Annotated in this window: 3 protein-coding genes and 1 pseudogene; all 4 read left to right on the top strand. The window is 36.6% G+C overall.

All coding sequences use genetic code 11. The annotated features are described in order from the left end of the window. Positions 1-4 precede the first annotated feature (4 nt). Positions 5-1633: pseudogene (locus ACMX2I_RS17180) on the top strand (type I polyketide synthase); the annotation flags it as partial. A gap of 39 nt (positions 1634-1672) precedes the next feature. Beyond that, on the top strand, positions 1673-3343 hold the full coding sequence (locus ACMX2I_RS17175) for a polyketide synthase dehydratase domain-containing protein (RefSeq protein WP_414958350.1): 1671 nt from the start codon (positions 1673-1675) through the stop codon (positions 3341-3343). Then, a complete protein-coding gene (locus tag ACMX2I_RS17170) occupies positions 3318-11396 on the top strand; it encodes an SDR family NAD(P)-dependent oxidoreductase (RefSeq protein ID WP_414957632.1) in 8079 nt (2692 codons plus the stop codon). Before ACMX2I_RS17175 ends, ACMX2I_RS17170 begins: the two co-directional genes overlap by 26 nt. 15 nt (positions 11397-11411) lie before the next feature. Then, positions 11412-22361, top strand: a complete 10950-nt coding sequence (locus tag ACMX2I_RS17165; RefSeq protein ID WP_414957630.1) for an SDR family NAD(P)-dependent oxidoreductase — start codon at positions 11412-11414, stop codon at positions 22359-22361. The last annotated feature ends 13 nt before the right edge of the window (positions 22362-22374 follow it).

Raw genomic sequence — 22374 nt, 5'->3', positions numbered from 1 at the left:
TAATGTGCAATTACTCGTTTCTCACTTTGGTTTAAACATAGAAGAATCTTTAGTAAATATTGAAGAACAACAGGTAATAGTTAATTCTGAGATTCAGAATGATAAGGCGTCTGAAGCGCAAATACAAAAAGCAGAGCATGATGAAAGGCCAAAAGTACCTATTAATAAGAGATATCAAAATGATGATATTGCAATTGTAGGTGTAGCTGGACGTTATCCAGGAGCTAATAACCTAGATGAATTTTGGAATAATCTTGTTTCAGGTAAAGACTGTATTACTGAGATTCCTATTAGTCGTTGGGACTACCGAGACTATTATGATCCTAACCCTGATAAAGCAGATGAGGGAAAAATATACTGTAAGTGGGGTGGATTCCTTGAAAATGTTGATTTTTTTGATCCCTTGCTTTTTAATATTTCGCCTCGTGAAGCAGAAAGAATGGATCCCCAAGAGCGCATATGGCTACAAACTGTATGGTCTACACTAGAGGATGCAGGATATACTCGGGATCAACTTCGAAAATATGTTGATCACAAAGACCAAGCAGATATAGGTGTTTTCGTTGGTGTAACCACCAATTCTTATCAATTGATTGGTCTAGAGTCTTGGCGAAATGGAGATAATCGTATTCCGCATTCCTTGCCATGGTCACTAGCAAATCGTGTGTCATATATTTTTAACTTCAATGGACCAAGCATGCCTGTTGATACAGCATGTTCATCGTCACTTACTGCCATTCATTTAGCATGCGAAAGTATACGTAAAGGAGAAAGTTCAGTTGCAGTGGCTGGAGGAGTAAATTTATTGCTTCATCCTATGGAATATGCCTTTAGATGCCAAAAAAGAATGCTTTCTCCAACAGGTAGATGTCACAGCTTTGGGGAAAAGGGAGACGGCTATGTGCCGGGTGAAGGGGTAGGCGCTATCTTGTTAAAACCACTTCATGATGCAGTTGCAGATGGTGATCATATTTATGCAGTAATAAAGGGGACTGCGATTAATCATGGTGGTAGAACAAATGGGTATACTGTTCCAAACCCAAAGGCTCAAGCAGATGTTATTACTCAGGCACTAGAGAAATCTAATGTAGATCCCCAGGAAATCAGTTATATAGAGGCACATGGGACAGGGACATCATTAGGTGATCCAATTGAAATCACCGGCTTAACACAGGCATTTAATTCTTATACTGGGCTTAAACAATATTGTTCTCTCGGCTCGGTAAAATCAAATATTGGTCATTTGGAAGCTGCAGCTGGGATATCCGGTCTAACTAAAATTTTGTTACAAATGAAATATAAACAGTTAGTTCCAGCTCTTCATGCAGAAAAAATTAATCCGAATATAGATTTACAAAATACGCCTTTTTATGTACAAAAACATTTCACCGAGTGGAAGCAACCTGTCATAACACAAGACAATGAAACCAAAATATATCCACGCATAGCTGGAATAAGTTCTTTTGGAGCGGGGGGAGCCAATGCCCATGTTATTTTGGAAGAATATAGTGTGGCTGATTCAAACATCTTGAGCAGGAATAATACGCATTCTTCATACGTTATTGTTCTATCATCTCAAAACGAGGACCGATTAAAGGAAAACGTGAAAAGCCTTTATCAATTTCTCGCTAGAGATTTAGACAATGTACCACATGCAATCGATAAGAATGATTTGATTCATCGTATTGATCAGGACTTGTTAGATATTTTTGAAGAAATATTTAACGTGAGCAAAGAATCCTTGCCTGAATTAGATTTTGGTGATTATTTTGTTGATCCTATTCACTTAAAGCAATTGGCAGACCGTATGAATGAAGAATTTGGTTTTGAAATATTGCCTTCACTTTTTTCTGAATTTAATGTGCTGAGGGATCTTGCGGAATATTTATACACTGAGTATAAAACAAAACTTCAATCATATTACAAAGATAATTTATTGAATAATAAAAATGTAAAAACAGCAGATCGTATAAGCCTAGCTGATGTCGCCTACACATTACAGGTTGGCAGAGAAGAAATGGATGAACGCTTTGCTGTAGTTGTTTCCGATATGGAAGATTTAATGGAGACCTTATATGAATTTTATAATGGTCGTACTCTGCCAAAAGTATATAGGGGAGATGTTCAACGGGATAAAAAACGTTTTAGTCTTTTAACCACAGGCAGGGCAGGGAAAGAATTTTTAAAAATTATTGTCCAAGATAATGAATGGGATCAATTGGCTAAGTTATGGGCTTCCGGAATTAAAATCAACTGGGAACTGCTTTATTCTAAATATCAACCGAAACGAATATCTTTACCAAGCTATCCGTTTGCACAGGAGAGCTATTGGTTGAGCAATCAAAAGTCACACAGCACTAATCAAGTACAAAAATTACACCCGCTTTTGGATCAAAATTTGTCCCATTTTTATGGACAGAAATATGGTACGACATTGCAAAAAAATAAATTTTTTGTTTCGGATCATGTAATTATGGGGGAAAATGTATTTCCTGCGGCTGCCATGTTGGAAATGGCTCGAGCAGCTGGGGAGTTTGCGGAAGATAGAAAAGTGCATAAGATTATAAATGTTGTTTGGCCAGAGCGGATAACAGTCGGGCAGGAACACCAAAAAGTTTATATTGGATTACGTACTAATGATGAAGGTGGTGCGGACTTTAAAATTACTTCATCGGAGCGTAACACTACGGAGCACCTTCACTCAGAAGGTAGAATAGAATTTTCTGAAGAAAACGGATCATCAAGCGAATTTATTGACATAGAAGCAATTAGCAACAGATGTACACAAAAAATATTTAAACAGCAATATTACAATCGTTTAAATGAAATCGGACTACAGTACGGGCCATGCTTTCAAGCGATTCAATCGGTTTCTTATGGAAAAAACGAAGCTGTTGCACATCTACTTTTACCAGACGAACTTTCTAATAATCCTGAATCAAGTCTTGAAAGTTTAGTGTTGCATCCTTCTTTAATAGATGGGGCTTTACAATCATCTTTAGTATTACTTAACGAAGCAATGATAAATCATACAGTACTGCCTTTTGCTATCGGTGAAATGAAGATCATCCGACCACTAAAAGAGGAATGCTATGCTTATGCAACCCTGCATGAAAAACAGCCAGGAAATGGTATATACAGAATGAATGTAAATATTACGGATCAGCAGGGACAGATATTAGTAAAAGTACAAGATTTTACACTTAGAATATCTCGTCAAGGTGTAAAGAAACGTGAAGAAGTATTGAAACTATTCCAAAGTCTAGAACGGAATGAAATAGATATCGCTGATGTTGAACGTTTAGTGGAGGGATACTATGAAAAATCATATGTATTTGAATAGGCGAGAGATATTAGAAAAAATTAAAAATCGTCAAATTACCCCAGAAGAGGGGATAGAGTTGTACGAACAGTTGTACACTCAAAATCACGTTACCTCTAATAGTGATCAAACAATATATTATCGTACGGATTGGAAAAAGTCACAAATTCAATCCTCGGTAAAAAAGAAACATGTAGAGGGGCCAACGCTCATTTTTGATAGAAATACGGATTTATTTGATCAATGGAATCAAGAAAATGTGGAACGTGAGCATCAGGTTATTCTAATTACTCCATCTGAAAGTTATAGGGCCGTTAATAGAACTCATTATCAAATAAATCCATTTGATAAAAGGGATTATCAGAAATTATTAGCAGAATTAAGTAGTTATCACAATCAGCCAACTCAAATTATTTATAATTGGTCTATAAATGAACCGTTATTTGATAAGACTAAAGAATTTTATCCGGTTTTTTATTTATCACAAGTCTTGATAGAACAGAAATTGAACAAAGAGGTAACTTTACTTTATTTTTATTCAAATGAGCAGGGACAAAATCCTCAATGTGCAGCAATAAGTGGTTTTGCTCAAACAGTACGCCTAGAATATCCTTTACTTAAAATTAAAACAATTGAACTAGGTGAAAATACCTTTAAGATGGCTACACAGTTGTACGTCAAGGCAAAGAACGAGTTTCGGGCCGGAGATGATTCCATAGTTATCTGTTATAAAGGAAATTACCGTTATATAAGGATCCTAAAAGAATACCAAATCGAGAAGGGACAATCCACTACTTCAGCATTTAAAGAAAATGGAGTTTATCTTATAACCGGTGGGGCCGGTGGGTTGGGATTGACTTTTGCAAAGTATATAGCAGAGAAAATTAAAGGTAAGTTGGTTTTGGTAGGCCGTTCTTCACTTACTCAAGAATTAAAGCAAAAAATTCAAGTTATAGAGGATTTCGGTTCAGAAGTTATGTATATTCAGGCTGATATTTCTAGGTGGGAAGAGATCGAGGAAGTCGTTCGTCAAACAAAATTACGATTTGGAAGCATTAATGGTGTTATCCACTGTGCCGGCGTTATTCGGGATTCCTTTATATTGAAAAAAGATGTTCAACAAGTCAAGGAAGTACTATCACCAAAACTACAAGGAACATGGAATCTTGATGAAGCAACAAAGAATCAAGATTTGGACTTTTTTGTTCTCTTCTCATCGATTACTGCTTTGATTGGTAATGTAGGACAAAGCGATTATGCTTACGCAAACCATTTAATGGATCATTTTGTTTATATGCGCTCCCAGGCGAATAGGTCAGGTAAATCACTGACTATCAATTGGCCCTTTTGGGAAGAGGGTGGTATGAGTATCGATCAAGAATTAATAAAGGATATGTATAACAGAATGGGAATTGTTCCTCTTAAGAAAGATTCTGGACTAAAGGCATTTGAATATGCTATCCAATCATCTGCAACACAAATATTAGTTGTTGAAGGTGATAATCAAAAAATGAAAAAGGCTTTGGAAATGAATTCTTCACATACCATTACACGAGAAAGAAAACAGATATCTACAAAAAAAATTGTACCCAAAGTTGATTTTAAAGGGGACTTGATTCACTACATTAAGAACTTGCTATCAGAAGAAACACAATTTCCAATAAGCAAAATAAACGCTAAATTTCCATTGGAGGAATACGGAATTGATTCTGTTATGGTACTACGCTTAACAAGTGAATTAGAAGACCAATTTGGTAATTTATCAAAAACATTGTTTTTTGAATATCAAACCATCGAAGAATTAGCTACTTATTTTCAAACCTATCATCACGAACGATTGGTTGAAATGTTCGGAGTTAGAACAGAGGAGTCTAAACAATCTGAACAAAGTCAGCCTCAGTATCAACTAGTGACTCACGATGAGATAAGTAGCACAACAGATGAGATAACAAACGATAGCAACTTGTTACATCAGCATCGTTCCAGTCAACAGAATTTGGATCAAATTGATGATGAAATAGCTATAATTGGCGTTAGCGGTCGTTATCCAATGGCTAATGATATCGAGGAATTCTGGAATAATTTAAAGAGTGGAAGGGATTGTATTTCAGAGATACCCAAGGAGCGATGGGATTTAAGGAAGTATTACGATCCCGATAAGCATAAAAAAGGAAAATCCTATTCAAAGTGGGGGGGCTTTATTGACAATGTAGACAAATTTGACCCGTTGTTTTTCAATATATCTCCACGTGAAGCAGAATCAATGGATCCACAGGTGCGTTTGTTTATGGAAACAGTTTGGAAAACAATTGAGGATGCAGGCTATACAAAGGATTCGTTACGTAATGTGGGGGTTTATGTGGGTGTTATGTACGGACACTATCAATTATTCGGCGTAGGCGGAAGACGAAATAATATGGACTATGTTCCTGACTCAACGTTTTCCTCTATAGCCAATCGCATTTCCTATCATTTCAATTTTCAAGGGCCAAGTATGGCAGTAGATACAATGTGCTCTTCCTCTTTGACAGCTGTTCATCTTGCCTGTGAAAGTATTCTCAAAGGGGAATGTGAAGCTGCAATTGCAGGAGGCGTAAATCTAACGATACATCCCAATAAATATCTTCAACTAAGTCAAGGTAACTTTGCTTCAACAGATGGACGTTGTCGAAGCTTTGGAGCAAACGGGGACGGATATGTACCGGGTGAAGGGGTAGGCTCAATCCTATTGAAACCAGTTAAGAAAGCTATAGAAGATGGGGATTATATTTATGCTGTTATCAAAGGAACGACTGTAAACCATGGTGGGAAAACTAATGGCTATACCGTACCTAACCCTAATGCTCAAGCACGTTTGATAGCGAATGCATTAGAAAAGTCAAACATTGATCCAAGGACAATAAGTTATTTTGAGGCACATGGCACAGGAACAGCATTAGGAGATCCAATTGAAATTACGGGATTAACAAAAGCTTTTGAGGAAAAGACCAGGGACAAAGGTTTTTGCTCAATAGGTTCTGCTAAATCTAATATCGGACATTTAGAGGCGGCAGCTGGGATTGTTGGCATCACTAAAGTTCTATTGCAAATGAAATACAAGCAACTGGTACCTTCAATACATTCAGAAGAGCTAAATCCAAATATAGATCTGGATGCCTCTCCTTTTTATATACAGCACAAATTGGAAGAATGGAGACGTCCAATTATAGATGATAATGATGTTGCAAAAACTCTCCCAAGAAGATCTGGTATTAGTTCCTTTGGTGCTGGAGGATCAAATGCGCACATTATTATAGAGGAACACCAAAATCAACATCGTTTATTATCACAAGAAACTGAGCAGGTACCATACCTAATGGTATTATCAGCTAAAAATGAAGCTAGACTTCGTAAGTATGCCCAAATATATACTGAATTTTTAAAAGAAACTTCAAGTTCCCTTCGTGATATAGCATACACTCTACAAGTAGGAAGAGAAGCTATGGAAGAAAGAGTGGCTATGGTTGTCTCTAGTAAGGAGGAATTTGCAGAAAAACTATCTCGCTTTTCTCAAGGTCAAGAGGATATTGAGCAAGTATATCATGGGAATTTAAAGGGGCAGTTAGAAAAGGAAAACATCATTGACGGGGAGGAGGGCGATGCATTTATCCGTTTGATTATAAAAAATCAGAACTTTGTTAAACTAGCACAGCTTTGGGTAGCAGGTGAAGAGATTGACTGGAAACTGTTGTATTGGGGGCAAAATCCTTACCGTGTTTCTCTACCTACGTATCCTTTTGCTAGTGAGAGCTATTGGGTTCCCGATGTAGAGGATGACGAGGAAAAATCTTTAACGGTGAATGGAGAAGTAGGAAAAATACATGAATTGTTGGATGTGAACGAATCTACTTTATATGAACTACGTTTCAAAAAAGTGTTGAAAAGTGATGATCCACTATTAACTGATAATCTCATCCATGGTAATCGAGTGGTTCCAAGTGTTGTCTTTATAGGAATGGCCAAAGTGGCAGGTCAACTCGCATATAGTAATAAACAGGTAACACAGATTCTTAATGTAGAGTTTTCTAACCCACTTGTTATAAACAAAGAAAAACAAGATATATGGGTCAATCTATTTACAGATGATCAGCAAGTATATTTTGAGATTACTACTATGGATGAAGACCAAAAAATCATATGTGCTCAAGGGGAATTAATATATGAGAAACAGGATCAAAGCAACTCTATCACGAATAGAAGTATTGAAGGTATAAAAGATAGGTTTACGAATCATTTAATTGATAAGGATTTTTACTCCGTATTGGATAAATACAATTTTCATTACGGACCGACGTTTCAGGTCATAAAGGAATATAGATATATGCAAAAGGAATTATACGGTTATTTAGAATTACCACATCTAGTAGAAGAAAAGTTTTCAGTTGATTCTATGTATCTACCATTTATGAAGGGGGCTTTACAAACATTATATGCATGGGTATCAAAGGAGATGCCTTTAGCTAGGTATTCATACGTGTTGGATTCCTTAGGAAACATTAATATTCTTGCCCCAATGTCTAAAACATGTCACGTTCATGCTGTTTTACTAGAGAAGGAAAGTAGTGAAAGCCTCAAAGTGTTTGATTTGTTTCTATATGATAATACTGGTCAACCTGTACTCAGTATGAAACATGTGAAATTAACTCCTAATCAGGAAATCATTCATCAATCTCCTGAAAAAGAAATGTACATTGAAACAGGTCAGCATATGTTAGTTAAACAATGGAGGGAAAGTAGTGGAAAGCAAAAGCGAACTGAAAAGCATGTAGACTCAGTACTAATCGTTGTTAACGATAGGACCCGGATACTAGGGGAGCAGTTAATTAATCAGTGGTCTGTCAATGGCACAATCTTAGATTATGCAGAATTAGACAATGATATTGGTGAGTCGGAAATATTAAAGCAAAACTTTAATACTGTTGTTGATTTTTCTGATTTGTATGGTTCTACTGAGGACTCAGCTAAGAGAAGTATGGGAAAACTGGTACTATTACAAAATATTATAAAAAACAATCAGCAACAGCCACTTGTTATTTTGCATGCGACAGGGGGATTACAAACCTTCCGAACCCAACATTCGATACTGGCTGGAGCGGAGTTAGCGGGTGTTGTTAAGATGTTAGGGGCTGAATATAGCAAAATACAAGCACGAACTATAGATGCCGATTTTTCCGTGACCGACGTGGATTCCTGGTTAGAAATGCTTACTAATGAAATAGCTATTGTGGATTCAGAAAGTGAAATTTGTTACCGTGACGGAAAAAGATATATCCCGTACATGACTAAGGCCGGAGCCGAACATCAAAAATTGAAAAAGACAAAAATAGACAAAAATAAAGTGTATGTAATTACAGGTGGTACCCGTGGTATAGGGATGGAGGTGGCAAAACACTTTGTCTCAAAAGGTGCACGTAAATTAGTATTAATGGGGAGACAACAATTCCCACCACGGAATGAATGGAAAAACATATTAGAAGATCAACATGTTGATACGAGTTTGAGCAATAAATTAAGAACAATTTTGGATTTGGAAAGACACGGAACTCATGTCTATTTATATTCCGGCTCATTAACTGAGGAGAGCAACTTAAGATCATATTTCAATGAGATTAGGCAACATGGCGGTGAAGTAGGTGGGGTTGTTCACTGTGCAGGAGTTGCGATAAACAATGATCTAGCTTTTATTAATAAGAAAGTAGAAGACATTGAACAAGTTTTCGAACCTAAAGTAGAAGGATTACAAACATTGCATCGGATTTTTGTTGATGATTCACTTGATTTCTTTATTCTCTCTTCTTCTGTCTCAGCACTTATTCCTGTTTTAGGTGTAGGGGTCAGTGATTATGCCGCTGCGAATTCATTTATGGACTATTTTGCGGCTTATCAGCAGAGTCAAGGTTATAACTATTATTTATCGATTAATTGGCCAAGTTGGAAAGAAGTCGGTATGGGAGAAGTCACAAGTTCTGTGTATAAAAATTTAGGTTTGCTCGCTCATTCAACAGTAGATGGATTAGATATGTTGGACAATGCAATGGAATTAAATCAAGAAACTTGTATGCCTTGTCTGGTCAATTTAAATCAATTTGAATTGCAAGATTTACTGTATTTTCAGGGGAGTGAGAATAGCGATAACGATAATAAAACCTTTTCAGTACAAAAAACAAAAGAAGGGAATCATTCGATAAATTCGACAGGAAATTCAACTTTTCAAAAATGGCTGACAGAACTTTTTTCTAAGGAATTACGTATCCCTGAAGAAAAGTTGGAGGCTAATACAGACTTTGGTGAATTTGGCTTAGATTCTATATTACTGGTAGGTATCATTAATAAAGTTGAGAAGAGATTAGATACCAATTTAGATCCTTCAGTATTCTTAGAGTACCCAACATTGAAAAGACTAAGTGAATTTTTAACAAGCAAATACTCAATTCAGATTAATGAAGAAGAGAAAAAACAGAGACAGGGAGATGAAAATGAAACAAGTAAGCGCCAAATGGGTTCTAACTATTATCAAGATATTGAGCTAGATTTTAACAAGAAAGCTCGAAAAACGTTAACCTCCTATTCCCAACGTTCGGATTCCCTTTATAAACTGTCGACCGAAAAGAAATTTATTACTCCGAAAATAGCAGTAATTGGGATAGGGTGTCACTTCCCTGGAGCCAGTAATAAAGAGGCTTTTTGGAATAATTTAATAGAGGGTAAAAGCGGTATAGTAAAGGTACCATCAACGCGTTGGGATGTTGAACAGTTCTATTCCCCATATCATGAAACAGGAAAAAGCATAAGTAAATGGGGTGGATTTATTGATGGAATAGAACTTTTTGATCCAGAATTTTTTGGTTTTAGTCAAGAAAGTGCTGCTCAAGTTGATCCTCTAGTTCGTCAGTTTTTGGAAGTAAGCATTGAGACAATTAGAGATGCCGGATATGAACATAATGAACTTTCCAATAGACGAATTGGTGTGTTTGTTGGATCAAGAGTAAGTGACTATTCATCCCGCTTTACCCGCTTAATGAAGAATAGTATTGTAGGAACGGGTCAGAACTTTATCGGGGCCTATGCTTCTCATTATTTTAATTTCAAAGGCCCGAATATTGTCGTTGATACTGCTTGTTCTTCGTCTTTGGTCAGTATACATTTAGCTTGCCAAAGTTTGCTCTCCGGTGAATCTGAAATGGCTTTAGCAGGCGGAGTGGATATTTTACTCGATGAAAATCCTTATCTTGTTCTCAGTGAAGGTCGCGCACTGTCCCCTGATGGAAATTGTCATACTTTTGATGCCAAAGCTAATGGATTTGTTCCAGGCGAGGGAAGTGGTGCTGTTTTACTTAAGCCTTTTGAACAGGCTTTAAAAGATGGTGATCAGATTTATGGTGTCATTGATTCAACAGCTATTAACAATGATGGACGTACAATGGGTGTCACAACACCGAGCGAAGAAGGCCAACGTGCAGTAATATTAGAAGCATTGCATAAAGGAAAGATCAATCCTAATACTATTAGTTATATTGAAACACATGGTACGGGAACGATGATCGGAGATCCAATAGAACTAAAGGCTTTGACAAAAGTATTTCGTGAATTTACTGATGAAAAACAATTCTGTGGGGTAGGAAGTGTAAAAACAAATATTGGCCATCTCTTAAGTGCAGCTGGTATTGCAAGTTTTATTAAAGTTATGCTTTCACTACATCACAAAAAGCTTCCACCGACCTTAAATTGTGAAACGCCTAATCCGCGGTTTGAGTTTTCTGAATCACCCTTTTATCCAAATATCGAGTACAAAGATTGGGATGCATTCAACGGTATACGGCGTACAGGCATCAGTTCCTTTGGATTTGGCGGAACAAATGCTCATGTAATTGTTAGTGAACCAGATCAACAGCTACTTGAGCAACATCAACAAAAACGAAAGCCGTTATTGCCCATAGAATTTAACCGAAAGCGATATTGGTTAGAGAAACAACCAGATATCAAGCAAGAAAAAGAGGGGCAGCTTCCTTCATTATTCGAATTTGATATTATTTAGAAAGGAAGTGATCACATGGATCAAGCTAATAAGATTCGATGTTATATTGATGTTAAAAATGAGAATTTTGTTCTTCGGGATCATCGGGTTCATCAAGTGCGGATTATGCCCGGAGTAACATTTTTAGATCTCATATATAAGCTTTTACAGGCAAAAGGATTCAATCCTGAACAGGTTGAGTTACGACATATTCTCTTTAAAGAAGCGGTTGCAACTACCGAATTTTATGACAAAAAAGTATATATTAACATTTATCGTGATGAAACAAATCCATTTTGGACAGTAGTTGCCAAAAGTAAAAAAGTGAAAAATGGTCTTGAGTTAGAGGATGAATGGGTAGAAAATCTTCAGTGTGAACTTCACTTAATAGAAGCAAAAAAAGAACAACCGATTAATATTGAAGAATTAAAACGTTCTGCCGATGAAGTAGTTGATTTAGATAGCGTGTACTCATTAGCTCGCCAATTGGATATCAATCATTATGAGTTCATGAAAGGGTTAGGGACTTTATATAAGGGAGAGCGATTTGTCCTAGCTGAAGTTTCATTAAGTCCTTTGTCAAAAAAGTATATGGAACAGTTTTATTTACATCCAGCTTTCCTAGATTGTTCAACTTTAATTCCTTTCTTTCATGATGATAACATTAATATTTCAGAGCCATTTATACCTATATTTATCGAAAAATTTCGGACGGTCGATTCATTAGGTGAGAGATGTTATATCTATATTAATGATCCAGCTAGAAGGCGTTTGACGGATGATATGATGACTGCTCAATATGCAATATACAACGAAAATGGGGATATGGTTGCTAAATTTGAAGGTTTTTCATCAAAAAGAATTCGTTCGAAGGAGTTTATTACCAAATATTTGGATCATAAGAGAGAAGATTATTTGAGCTATAAAGAAATAAATGATGAGGTTGATGCAATTTCTATATCTCATAATGATATGGATTCTGAGGAAGTGACGATTGAAAATGATTTGCGTAAAATGATCGCCACCGTTCGTAATTGCAGTATAGATGATGTTGATCCAAAAATAGCATTCTATGACCAAGGCTTGGATTCTACCGAACTATTAGATTTGGTTATGAAAATTGAAGAAAAATTAAATTGCCAACTATACCCTACCCTCCTTTTTGAATACCCGAATATTAAAACATTATCCAATTATCTAATGGAGGAGTACGGAGAGCAATATAAGTCTTATTTGGAAACGAACTATAATAATGTAAGTGCTAAACAAGTACAAGAAAAACAAAGTATCAAAGAGAGTAAGACAGCATCACAAGCTCGACCATTACAATTAAAAAGAAGTCATGCTAAGTATGACAACTCAACGGATATTGCAATAATTGGTTTGTCAGGTAGATATCCACAATCCCCAGATTTGTACTCTTTTTGGGACAATATTTCAACAGGACGGAATTGTATTATAGAAGTTCCTGCAGATCATTGGGATGTAGAAACGGACTTAGATCCTAATCCATCAAGCCAAAATAAGAATTATAGTAAGTGGGGAGGCTTTTTGTCCGAAGTCGATAAATTTGATCCTGTTTTCTTTCGAATTGCTCCCAGTGAAGCAGAAAAGCTTGATCCCCAATTAAGGATTACGCTGGAGACTGCATGGCATACTGTTGAGGATGCTGGCTATACTCCTGATAAACTCTCCAAAGAAGATGTCGGGGTTTATGTCGGGGTCATGAATAATGACTTTACTTGGGTGGCCTCTGAGAACTATATTAAGACTGGAGAATTTAGCTCCCCGGGCAATTTTAATCATGAAATAGCTAATCGTATTTCGTATTGCTTAAATTTAAGTGGTCCAAGTTTAACCGTTGAAACAGCTTGTTCTTCTTCATTGACAGCTATTCATTTGGCTAGAAATGCAATCATTAGTGGAGAATGTACAGTTGCACTAGCTGGAGGTGTAAATTTAAGTTTGCATCAGAGTAAGTATCTGATGTTAAGTGGACTTAAAATATTATCTCCTGACGGAACGGAAAGAACTTTTGATGAGGAAGCGAATGGATATGTGCCTGCTGAAGGAGTAGGTATGGTTCTATTAAAGTCGTTACCGCAAGCGATTGCCGATGGTGATCATATATATGGCGTCATCAAAAGTTCATCTGTTAATCATTCTGGATCAGAAGCAGGGCAGCATGTTCCAAATGTGAAGTCTTTGGCACGTTTGGCGCAAAGATGTATTGAGCAATCGGGTGTGAACCCAGAACATATAGGATATATTGAAGCGCATGGGACAGGTACTTCAGTGGGTGATACATTGGAATTGAAAGCTTTAGGGACTGCTATTCGAACTTTTACCAATAAAAAGAGCTTCTGTGCGCTTGGTTCGAAGGCTAACTTTGGTCATTTAGAATCTGCATCGGGAATATGTTCTTTAACCAAGGTGTTGCTCAGTTTGAAGCATGGCAAAATACCAAAGTGTGCTAACGTAAACCGTGTGAATTCTGCTATTTCATTAGATGACTTTCCTTTTTATATTCCTCAAGAAACTATGGAATGGGAGAGTAATAACCGTCCGAGAGTGGCAGCAATTAATTCTTTTGGTATCGGAGGGGCTAATTCTTTCATGGTAATAGAGGAATATGTGAAAGAAACAAATCATATTGAACAAAATGATTACTCCAATCAGCATGTGGTAGTTCTATCTACGCGTAAAGAAACTAATTTGAAGCAATATGCGCAATCGGTTATTGAATTTTTAGATCAAGAAAGTGAAAACTTGAGAGAACGAAATACTAACTCCTTTTTGTCTAGCATGGCGTATACTTTGCAAACAGGACGCAAGCCTTTTCAAGAACGGTTGGCAGTTGTTGTGTCCAGTCCCGATGAGTTAAAGAATAAACTTGTCCGTTATGTTTCGGGGGAGCAACAAATAAACAATTTGTTCGCTGGAAATGTGAAAAAGGGATCTACTAAGCTTAAATCATCCCAATGGAGAGCAACTATAGAATCCGATAAACTAAGCGACATGGCTGAAAAATGGGTATCTGGAGGGGAAGTGAATTGGGAGTCTTTATACGAACGTCCTCCGCAAAAAATGTCACTTCCAAACTATCCTTTTGAGAAAAACTCATTATGGATTGGACAGATAACGGGATTACACAGCTCTGATAAATCAAAAGATGAAGTTGTGTTTCCACCTAGCGTGAACTCAGAGTATTTAGAAGGCGTGAATCGAGTATACCTACGTCATGTTTGGAATAAAAGTGATTCAATGCTGAGTAAGCATGAATCATGGCATGGAGAATCTATTCTCATATTCGATACAGACGAACATTTACGAGATATCTTACTAGAAAAGATTGCTAGAGAAGGAAGTAAAGTAAAAGTAATCTTGGTAAAACCAGGTGATGCTTATCGCTACGTAAGTTCAGAGGTATTTGAAATAAAACCAAATCAATTCAGTGACTATGAGCGGTTAATCACAACGCTTAAGCTTAATAATGCTCTTCCTTCAAAAGTTCTATATTTATGGTCAAAAGAAAGGTTTAATGATGAAACTCCAGAATTAGACAAACATCTGCATAAAGGGTTATATTCAGTATTTCCATTGACACAAGCGCTTATGAAGATGAAATTAAAACATACCGTTAAATTATTGTATGTACATAGTGAAAAACAAAAACAGATTTACCACGGGGCATTGGCTGGATTATTTAAGACCGTTCAAATTGAAAATCCACGTTTTGTATATAAGTCTGTAATGATTGATTTTCCTTTGACAGAATCGGAACTACTCATCGACTTATTGCAACGTGAATATCAAATGAGTGATAGTGCAGTCGAAGTTAGATACACCCAGGGGGAAAGACATGTAAGAACATTAAGGCAGTTTGATCCGCCTGTTGATCAAATGCAGTTCAATATGCTGAAAGATCACGGTGTTTATCTTATTACAGGAGGTTTAGGTGGCTTAGGTTTCAACTTTGCACGTTATATTGCAGAGCAAGTTCATGCCAAGTTAGTGTTGGTAGGTCGTTCAGTGCTTAATCCAGGTAAAGAAGCCAAACTAGATGAATTGAGATCTTTAGGGGCAGAGGTAGTGTATATCCAAGGAGATATCACTAGAGAAGAAAGTGTAAAAGAACTGATAAGAGAAGTGAAAGCTATGTATGGTGAATTGCATGGCATCATTCACAGCGCAGGAGTAATTCAGGATCGTTTGCTCATCCAAAAAGAACAAGATGAAATAAAGAAAGTGATTGCTCCCAAAGTGTACGGCAGTGTTTATCTGGATGAAACAACCAAAAATGAGCCGCTTGACTTCTTTGTGCTATTTTCCTCCACAGCTGGTGTTATGGGGAATACAGGTCAGAGTGATTATGCTTTTGCAAACAGTTTCTTGGATAGTTTTGCAGCGGATCGTGAAGAAAAACGCCATTTTAGAAAGAGAAATGGAAAAACAGTCTCGATTAGTTGGCCCTTATGGAAAGAGGGTGGAATGAACGTAGACGAGCAAACTAAACAATATATTCTAAAAAAGTATGGTATGTCACCAATGAATACCAAGACGGGACTGGAAGCCTTTCAGTATAGCTTGTCAAATTCCCAGAGCCATATTGTTGTAGTTGAGGGGAATCGTCAAAAAATAATAGAGGCAATAGGTGACAATAATGAAAAAACTACAGAAGAGTCAGAGTTAATTATTCAAACAAATGATAGACAGGTCCTAAATTCAGAAGAACAACATGTACAGTCAAGTCAATTAAATAAGTATCTTTATAAAGATGTTCTCTCTATTGTGGTAGAAATTTTAAAAATAAATGAAGACGATATTGATATGGATACTGAACTCAGTGATTTTGGATTTGATTCAATATTATTGACTAAATTTAGTGAGCATTTAAGTGATTTATATCATGAGAATATTTATCCTTATATTTTCTTTGAATACCGAAACCTTGGTTCTTTGATAGACTATCTTGCAAATGAATATAGAGGGAAAATGGTAGAGCGATATCTGGAAAATTTTAAGGATTTACAGGAAGATTCAGAACAACAACTTCAATCTATTTCAACTGAAAAAATAGTAGAACCATCTCTACCTGTTGATGAAAAATCAGTGGAAATGGATAGAGGATCTACATTTGAACCTGTTGCTATCATTGGGATGGACGGTACGATGCCACAGTCGGAAGATTTAAATTGTTTTTGGGGAAATATTGAACAAGAAAAAGATTTGATTACAGAGATACCAGAGAATCGTTGGCACTTAAATAATGTTAGTGAAGAATTTGACGGTGAACAACATTCCTTTCCGAAATGGGGAGGTTTTATGGACGAGATAGACAAATTTGATCCATTGTTTTTTGGCATCTCACCCTGGGAAGCAGAATTAATGGACCCACAACAGCGTCTTTTTATGGAAACAGTTTGGAAAACTATAGAAAATGCAGGATATAAACCTTCAGATCTTTCGGGAACTAGAACGGCATTATTTGTTGGTGTTGCTACAACGGATTATCGTGAACTTTATCAAAAAAATCATACTGAAATAAATGCTCAGACTACCACAGGAACATCCCATAGTATTTTGGTAAATAGAATTTCGTTTTTGCTCAATATTCATGGTCCAAGTGAGCCAATTGATACAGCTTGCTCTAGTTCTCTTGTTGCAATTCATCGAGCTGTTGAAGCCATACAATACGGCCAGTGTGAGATGGCAATTGCTGGTGGAGTTAATATAATCGCAAGCCCTAACCTTAATGTTTCATTTCACAAAGCTGGAATGTTAGCTACTGATGGGCGTTGTAAAACATTTGACAATAAAGCTAATGGGTATGTACGTGGAGAAGGTACTGGCGCACTACTTTTAAAACCATTAAGACAAGCTGAAGCTGATGGTGACCATATATATGGTGTGATAAGAGGAACAGAAGTGAATCATGGTGGACATGCAAATTCATTAACTTCGCCAAATCCAATAGCACAGAAGGACTTGTTAGTAAGAGCCTATCGGAAGGCAGGTGTGAATCCTGCTACACTTGGCTATATTGAAGCACATGGCACAGGTACGTCTCTGGGAGATCCTATTGAAGTTGAAGCCCTTAAAAAAGCTTTCCAACAGTTACATGAAGACTGGGGAATTTCACACCCCCCACAACAATACTGTGGTTTGGGTTCAGTGAAAACAAACATTGGTCATTTAGAGACCGCTGCTGGTATAGCAGGCGTATTTAAAGTTTTATTAGGAATGAAACATAATCAAATACCAGGAACCCTACACTTTAATGAGTTAAATCAATATATTGAGCTTGAAGGAAGCCCATTTTATATAGTAGATAAAACTCAGTCATGGGAACGGTTGAAGGACAAGAATGGTCGCCTAATTCCGAGAAGGGCGGGTGTGAGTTCTTTTGGATTTGGTGGGGTTAACGCCCATTTGATTCTTGAAGAATATGAACAACCGGAGCCCTCTGTAGCTCAGAATCAACAACCAGAGTTGATTGTGTTATCAGCTAAGAATAAGGAAAGACTTGCTGAATATGCAAATAAACTTAGACTTGATATCGAGCGGAAGAAAGAACAAAATATTAACTTAAGTGCTATGGCATATACTTTACAAATTGGACGAGAGACAATGGATGAACGATTGGCTATGGTGGTCTCATCTGTACAAGAATTAAAAGCAATATTAACAGATTATCAAGAGGGTAAAGAAAAGGTGAACGTCCTTTACGAAGAGAACACATCTGACAGTAAATTAAAAAACTTACTTTCAGGTGAAGCTGGAAATGAATTTATCGCAAGACTAGTGAAGGAGAAGGAATATGAAAAACTGGCAAGGCTGTGGTTGTCTGGTTTAGAAATTGATTGGAATTTGTTACACACAGAAAACAACCGTAGACGGCTACCTTTACCGACTTATCCGTTTGCACGAGAAAGATATTGGGTTCCTAGTCCTGTTTTGTCGAAAAAGAAAAAAAATAATACTTTTTTACATCCCTTACTTGACACAATTGATATGAAACAAAGCCTTGGTAATGGGATAGTACTACGTAAACATTTCAATCGATTGGATCAAATTGTTCAAGAACACAAAGTTAATAATAAACCAACGTTACCGGGGGTTGGTTATTTGGAGATGGTGTATGCAGCAGCTTCAGAAATTACCAACGATTTGCCCCAATCCATATTGGACGTGTACTGGTTGCAAACACTGATTGTTGAGGATGAAAAGACGGTAAGTGTTGTAATAACAAATGATGAGGACCAACTGAATTATGAAGTTGTTAGTGAAGAACAGGACAATACTATTATCCATGGAAAAGGCCGTATTGATTTTAAAGCTACCGCTTCTGAAGAACAGGAAATATCTATAGCAGATATCAAAACAAGGTGTACAGAACAAATAGACCAAAATAAAATGTACAATGCCCTTGCTAAAGTTGGCTTGGTATATGGTTCTTCGTTCCAAGGAATACAAGAAGGTTGGAAAGGTACAGACGAAGCACTTAGTTATATTGAGTTACCTGAGAGTTGCTTAGAAGAAAAATCGTCGTATACATTGCATCCTATGCTGATGGATGCTGCTTTGCAAACATTGACTTGTATATATATGGAAAATATGGAAAAGGGAACGTTAAAAATTCCTTTTGCTGCATCGAGAATAGAAATTTTACGACCTTTAGAATCTAATGTTTATACTCATGTACGTATGGTGGATAAGGATTGTTTTCAACTGGCAATTACAGATGCTAAAGGGGTTGTTTGCATAAGGGTATTTGATTTTATCATCAAAGAGGTGAAGGAAACAGACAAAAACTTTTTGTACGCCACTAATTGGGAAGCAGAACCAGTTTTTTCAGAAAGGAATAAGAAAGACGCGGGATCAGCTTTGATTATTCATTCAGATCAGGGGACGGAACTTGTCAATGCTTTATGTGATAAACATCAAGAAGTGTTTTGTATTCAGCTAGGGTCAGAAACTCGACAAGTAGGCCCTTACAACTGGGAAGTCCAATCAAATGAAGAGAATTGTTTTGATTCAACCATACAAAAATTACCAAAAATTGATACCTTATATTATTTAGGTGGGATTCAGCAATCTACTTACAGTATGTACCATTTGAAAAAAGGAGATGGCGGTCAGGAACAGGTAGTGCTTTCGCTTTTTAGGTTGATTAAGTCATTACAACGAACAAGTTATGTAGAGGATCCTTTGGAAATTAAAGTGATAACGAATAATGTACATCAGGTAATGGATGAGTATCTTGCATATCCTCAAGCTGCAAGTTTGTTCGGCTTTGCAAAGTCTGTAGCCTTAGAACATACAAACTGGTCTATTAGTTGTATCGATGTGGACTTATATTCTGAGGAAGCACAAAACATAGTCGAATCTATTGTGGAAGAAAGTGGTAGTCTTCCAGGGAGTGCTGTTGCTATTCGCAACGGTGTACGCTATATACAAAGGATTAGACCACTACAACTACCCAACAAGGAAGAAATACCTTTTAGACAAAATGGGGTTTATGTCATACTCGGTGGTACTGGTGGTATCGGTTTGGAGTTAAGTCGTTACCTGGCTAAGAGTGTCAAAGCAAAGTTGGTTTTATTGGGACGAAAGCCATTATCCGCAAAACAAAAAGAACAAATTACGCATATTGAATCAATGGGCGCTGAAGTTCTCCATATACAGGCTGATGCTTCCGACTTTTCGAGTATGGAACAGGCAATCAATCAAGTAAAAGAAACCTTTGGTAATATTCATGGAGCAATTCATTCAGCCATGGTGTTAAATGATAAAATGCTGGTCAATATGGATGAAGAAACACTCCTGTCTGTACTTAAACCTAAATTATCAGGAAGTGTTAATTTATATGAAGCTCTTAAAGATCAACCATTGGACTTTATGATGTTCTTCTCTTCGGCTATTTCATTTTTAGATAGTGCAGGTCAAAGCAATTACGCTGCTGCGTCTACATTTAAAGATACTTGGGCTAGGTACTTGCACAAAAACGCACCCTTTCCTATAAAACTAATCAATTGGGGTTATTGGGGAGAGATAGGAGTTGTCGCTACAGAAGAATATAACAAACGAATGGCGGCAAGGGGAATTAAATCGATTCAATGTGAAGAAGGAATAGAAGTCATTCAGCAAGTTTTATTAAACCAAGTTACACAAGTCATGGCATTTAAAGCAAATAATGATTTTCTGAGACAGATGGGAGTTCAATTACAAAAATGTGATCGAATTTACGCTGTAGAAATACCTTCGCTTATTGATACAACTGTACAAGCAGTTGAAAAAGAGGGCTTGGATAGCTTAAATGCAACAAGTCATACTGAAGCCCTTAAAAAACTTAAACATTTTGCTCGTTATTTATTACTTTCGGCATTTCAACAAATGGGTGTTTTTAAACGAAGCAAAGAATCGTATAACAAAGAATATCTAAAAAAGAAAATGCAAATTGATTCTACCTATTCAGCATTATTTGAGACATTGCTAACTATTTTAGAAGAAGGTGACTTTATTCGTACAAATTCGCATCAGGTTACCACAACACATTATTTAGACAGTCAAGAACTACAACAAAAGACGAAAGAAATTTCCGAACTTAAAAATGATTTGCTATATCATTATCCTAATCTTGAACCTTATGTGAATTTAATGTGGGTTTGTGTAAATTCTTATCCTTCAGTACTTACAGGGAAAAAGTCACATATGGAAGTGCTGTTTCCATCGGGGTCAACAGATCAGGTTAAAAACATATACGGGGGTAACGACAGTGCAGACTATTACAACTTGTTGGTAGCTCAGTTTATTAAAAAATATATTAAGCAACGTCTTAAAAATAGTACCAAGAATAAACTAAATATACTAGAAATCGGTGCAGGTACAGGGGCAACAAGCCATCTTGTATTTAAGGCCATAAAAGAATATGCCCCATATATCCATTACTATTATACTGACATTTCACCAGGATTTACTAAGCAAGCTGAAAAAGTATATGGGGAACACTACCCGTTTGTGGATTTTAAGGTACTTGATGTAGAAAAAGATATAGTATACCAGGACTTTCAAATGAATAGCATTGATATTGTTCTAGGAAGTAATGTCTTACATGCCACTAAGAATATTAAAAATACTTTGGAACGAATCAAATTCCTTCTTAAGACAAATGGAATCATGGTAATTAATGAAGTAACGCAGAATCAAGAATTTTTGACTTTAACTTTTGGACTAACAGACGGTTGGTGGTTATTCGAGGATCCAGAATACCGACTCCCACATTCTCCACTACTAAATACAGATAAATGGCAGTCATTACTTGCTCTAACAGGATATAAGCATACGAAGCTATTGGGTCTTCCTAACAAATCGGATCATGTCAAGAACCAGAGCATTATTATTGCAGAAAGTGACGGACGAGTTTCGACAACCATTACTGAAAAGCTAGATTCAATAAATGAGGACCAGGTTGATAAGGAAAATGAATCAACTTTATTTTCTCAAAATGCAAATATTAACCAAGATCTTTCACACGTTGAATTGCAATCTAAGACGACTGATTATCTAAAAGAACAATTTGCTAATGTATTAAAAATTAATAAAGATAGAATAGATCACAAATCAACATTTGAAATTTATGGTGTGGACTCTCTTGTGATGGTGAGGCTAATTTCTCACCTAGAAAAAGAATTTGGTAAGCTTCCATCAACATTACTATTTGAACATATGACGATTGAAAAACTAAGCGAATATTTCACGGTAAAGCATCCAGACCATCTTAACAAACTCTTTACACCGCAATCAGTCGAATTAATGGAGGAACAATCTTACGAATCGTATTATGAGGACGTGGTCGTCGCTTCTAAAGAGACTCAACCATTTGCTACAGACCATTTACAAACAGATGAAATGGAAAATCTTGTTGACAGCTTATCTGACGAAGAGATCGATGAGTTGTTTAATAAAATAGTGGGTTTAAATTGAATGTATGGGAGAG

Source organism: Bacillus sp. SW14 (assembly GCF_047608225.1).
In the GTDB taxonomy this organism is placed as follows: Bacteria; Bacillota; Bacilli; order Bacillales; family Bacillaceae; genus Bacillus; species Bacillus subtilis_G.
The sequence above is the reverse complement of the archived record's forward strand: the minus strand, read 5'-3'. Positions and strand labels throughout refer to the sequence as shown.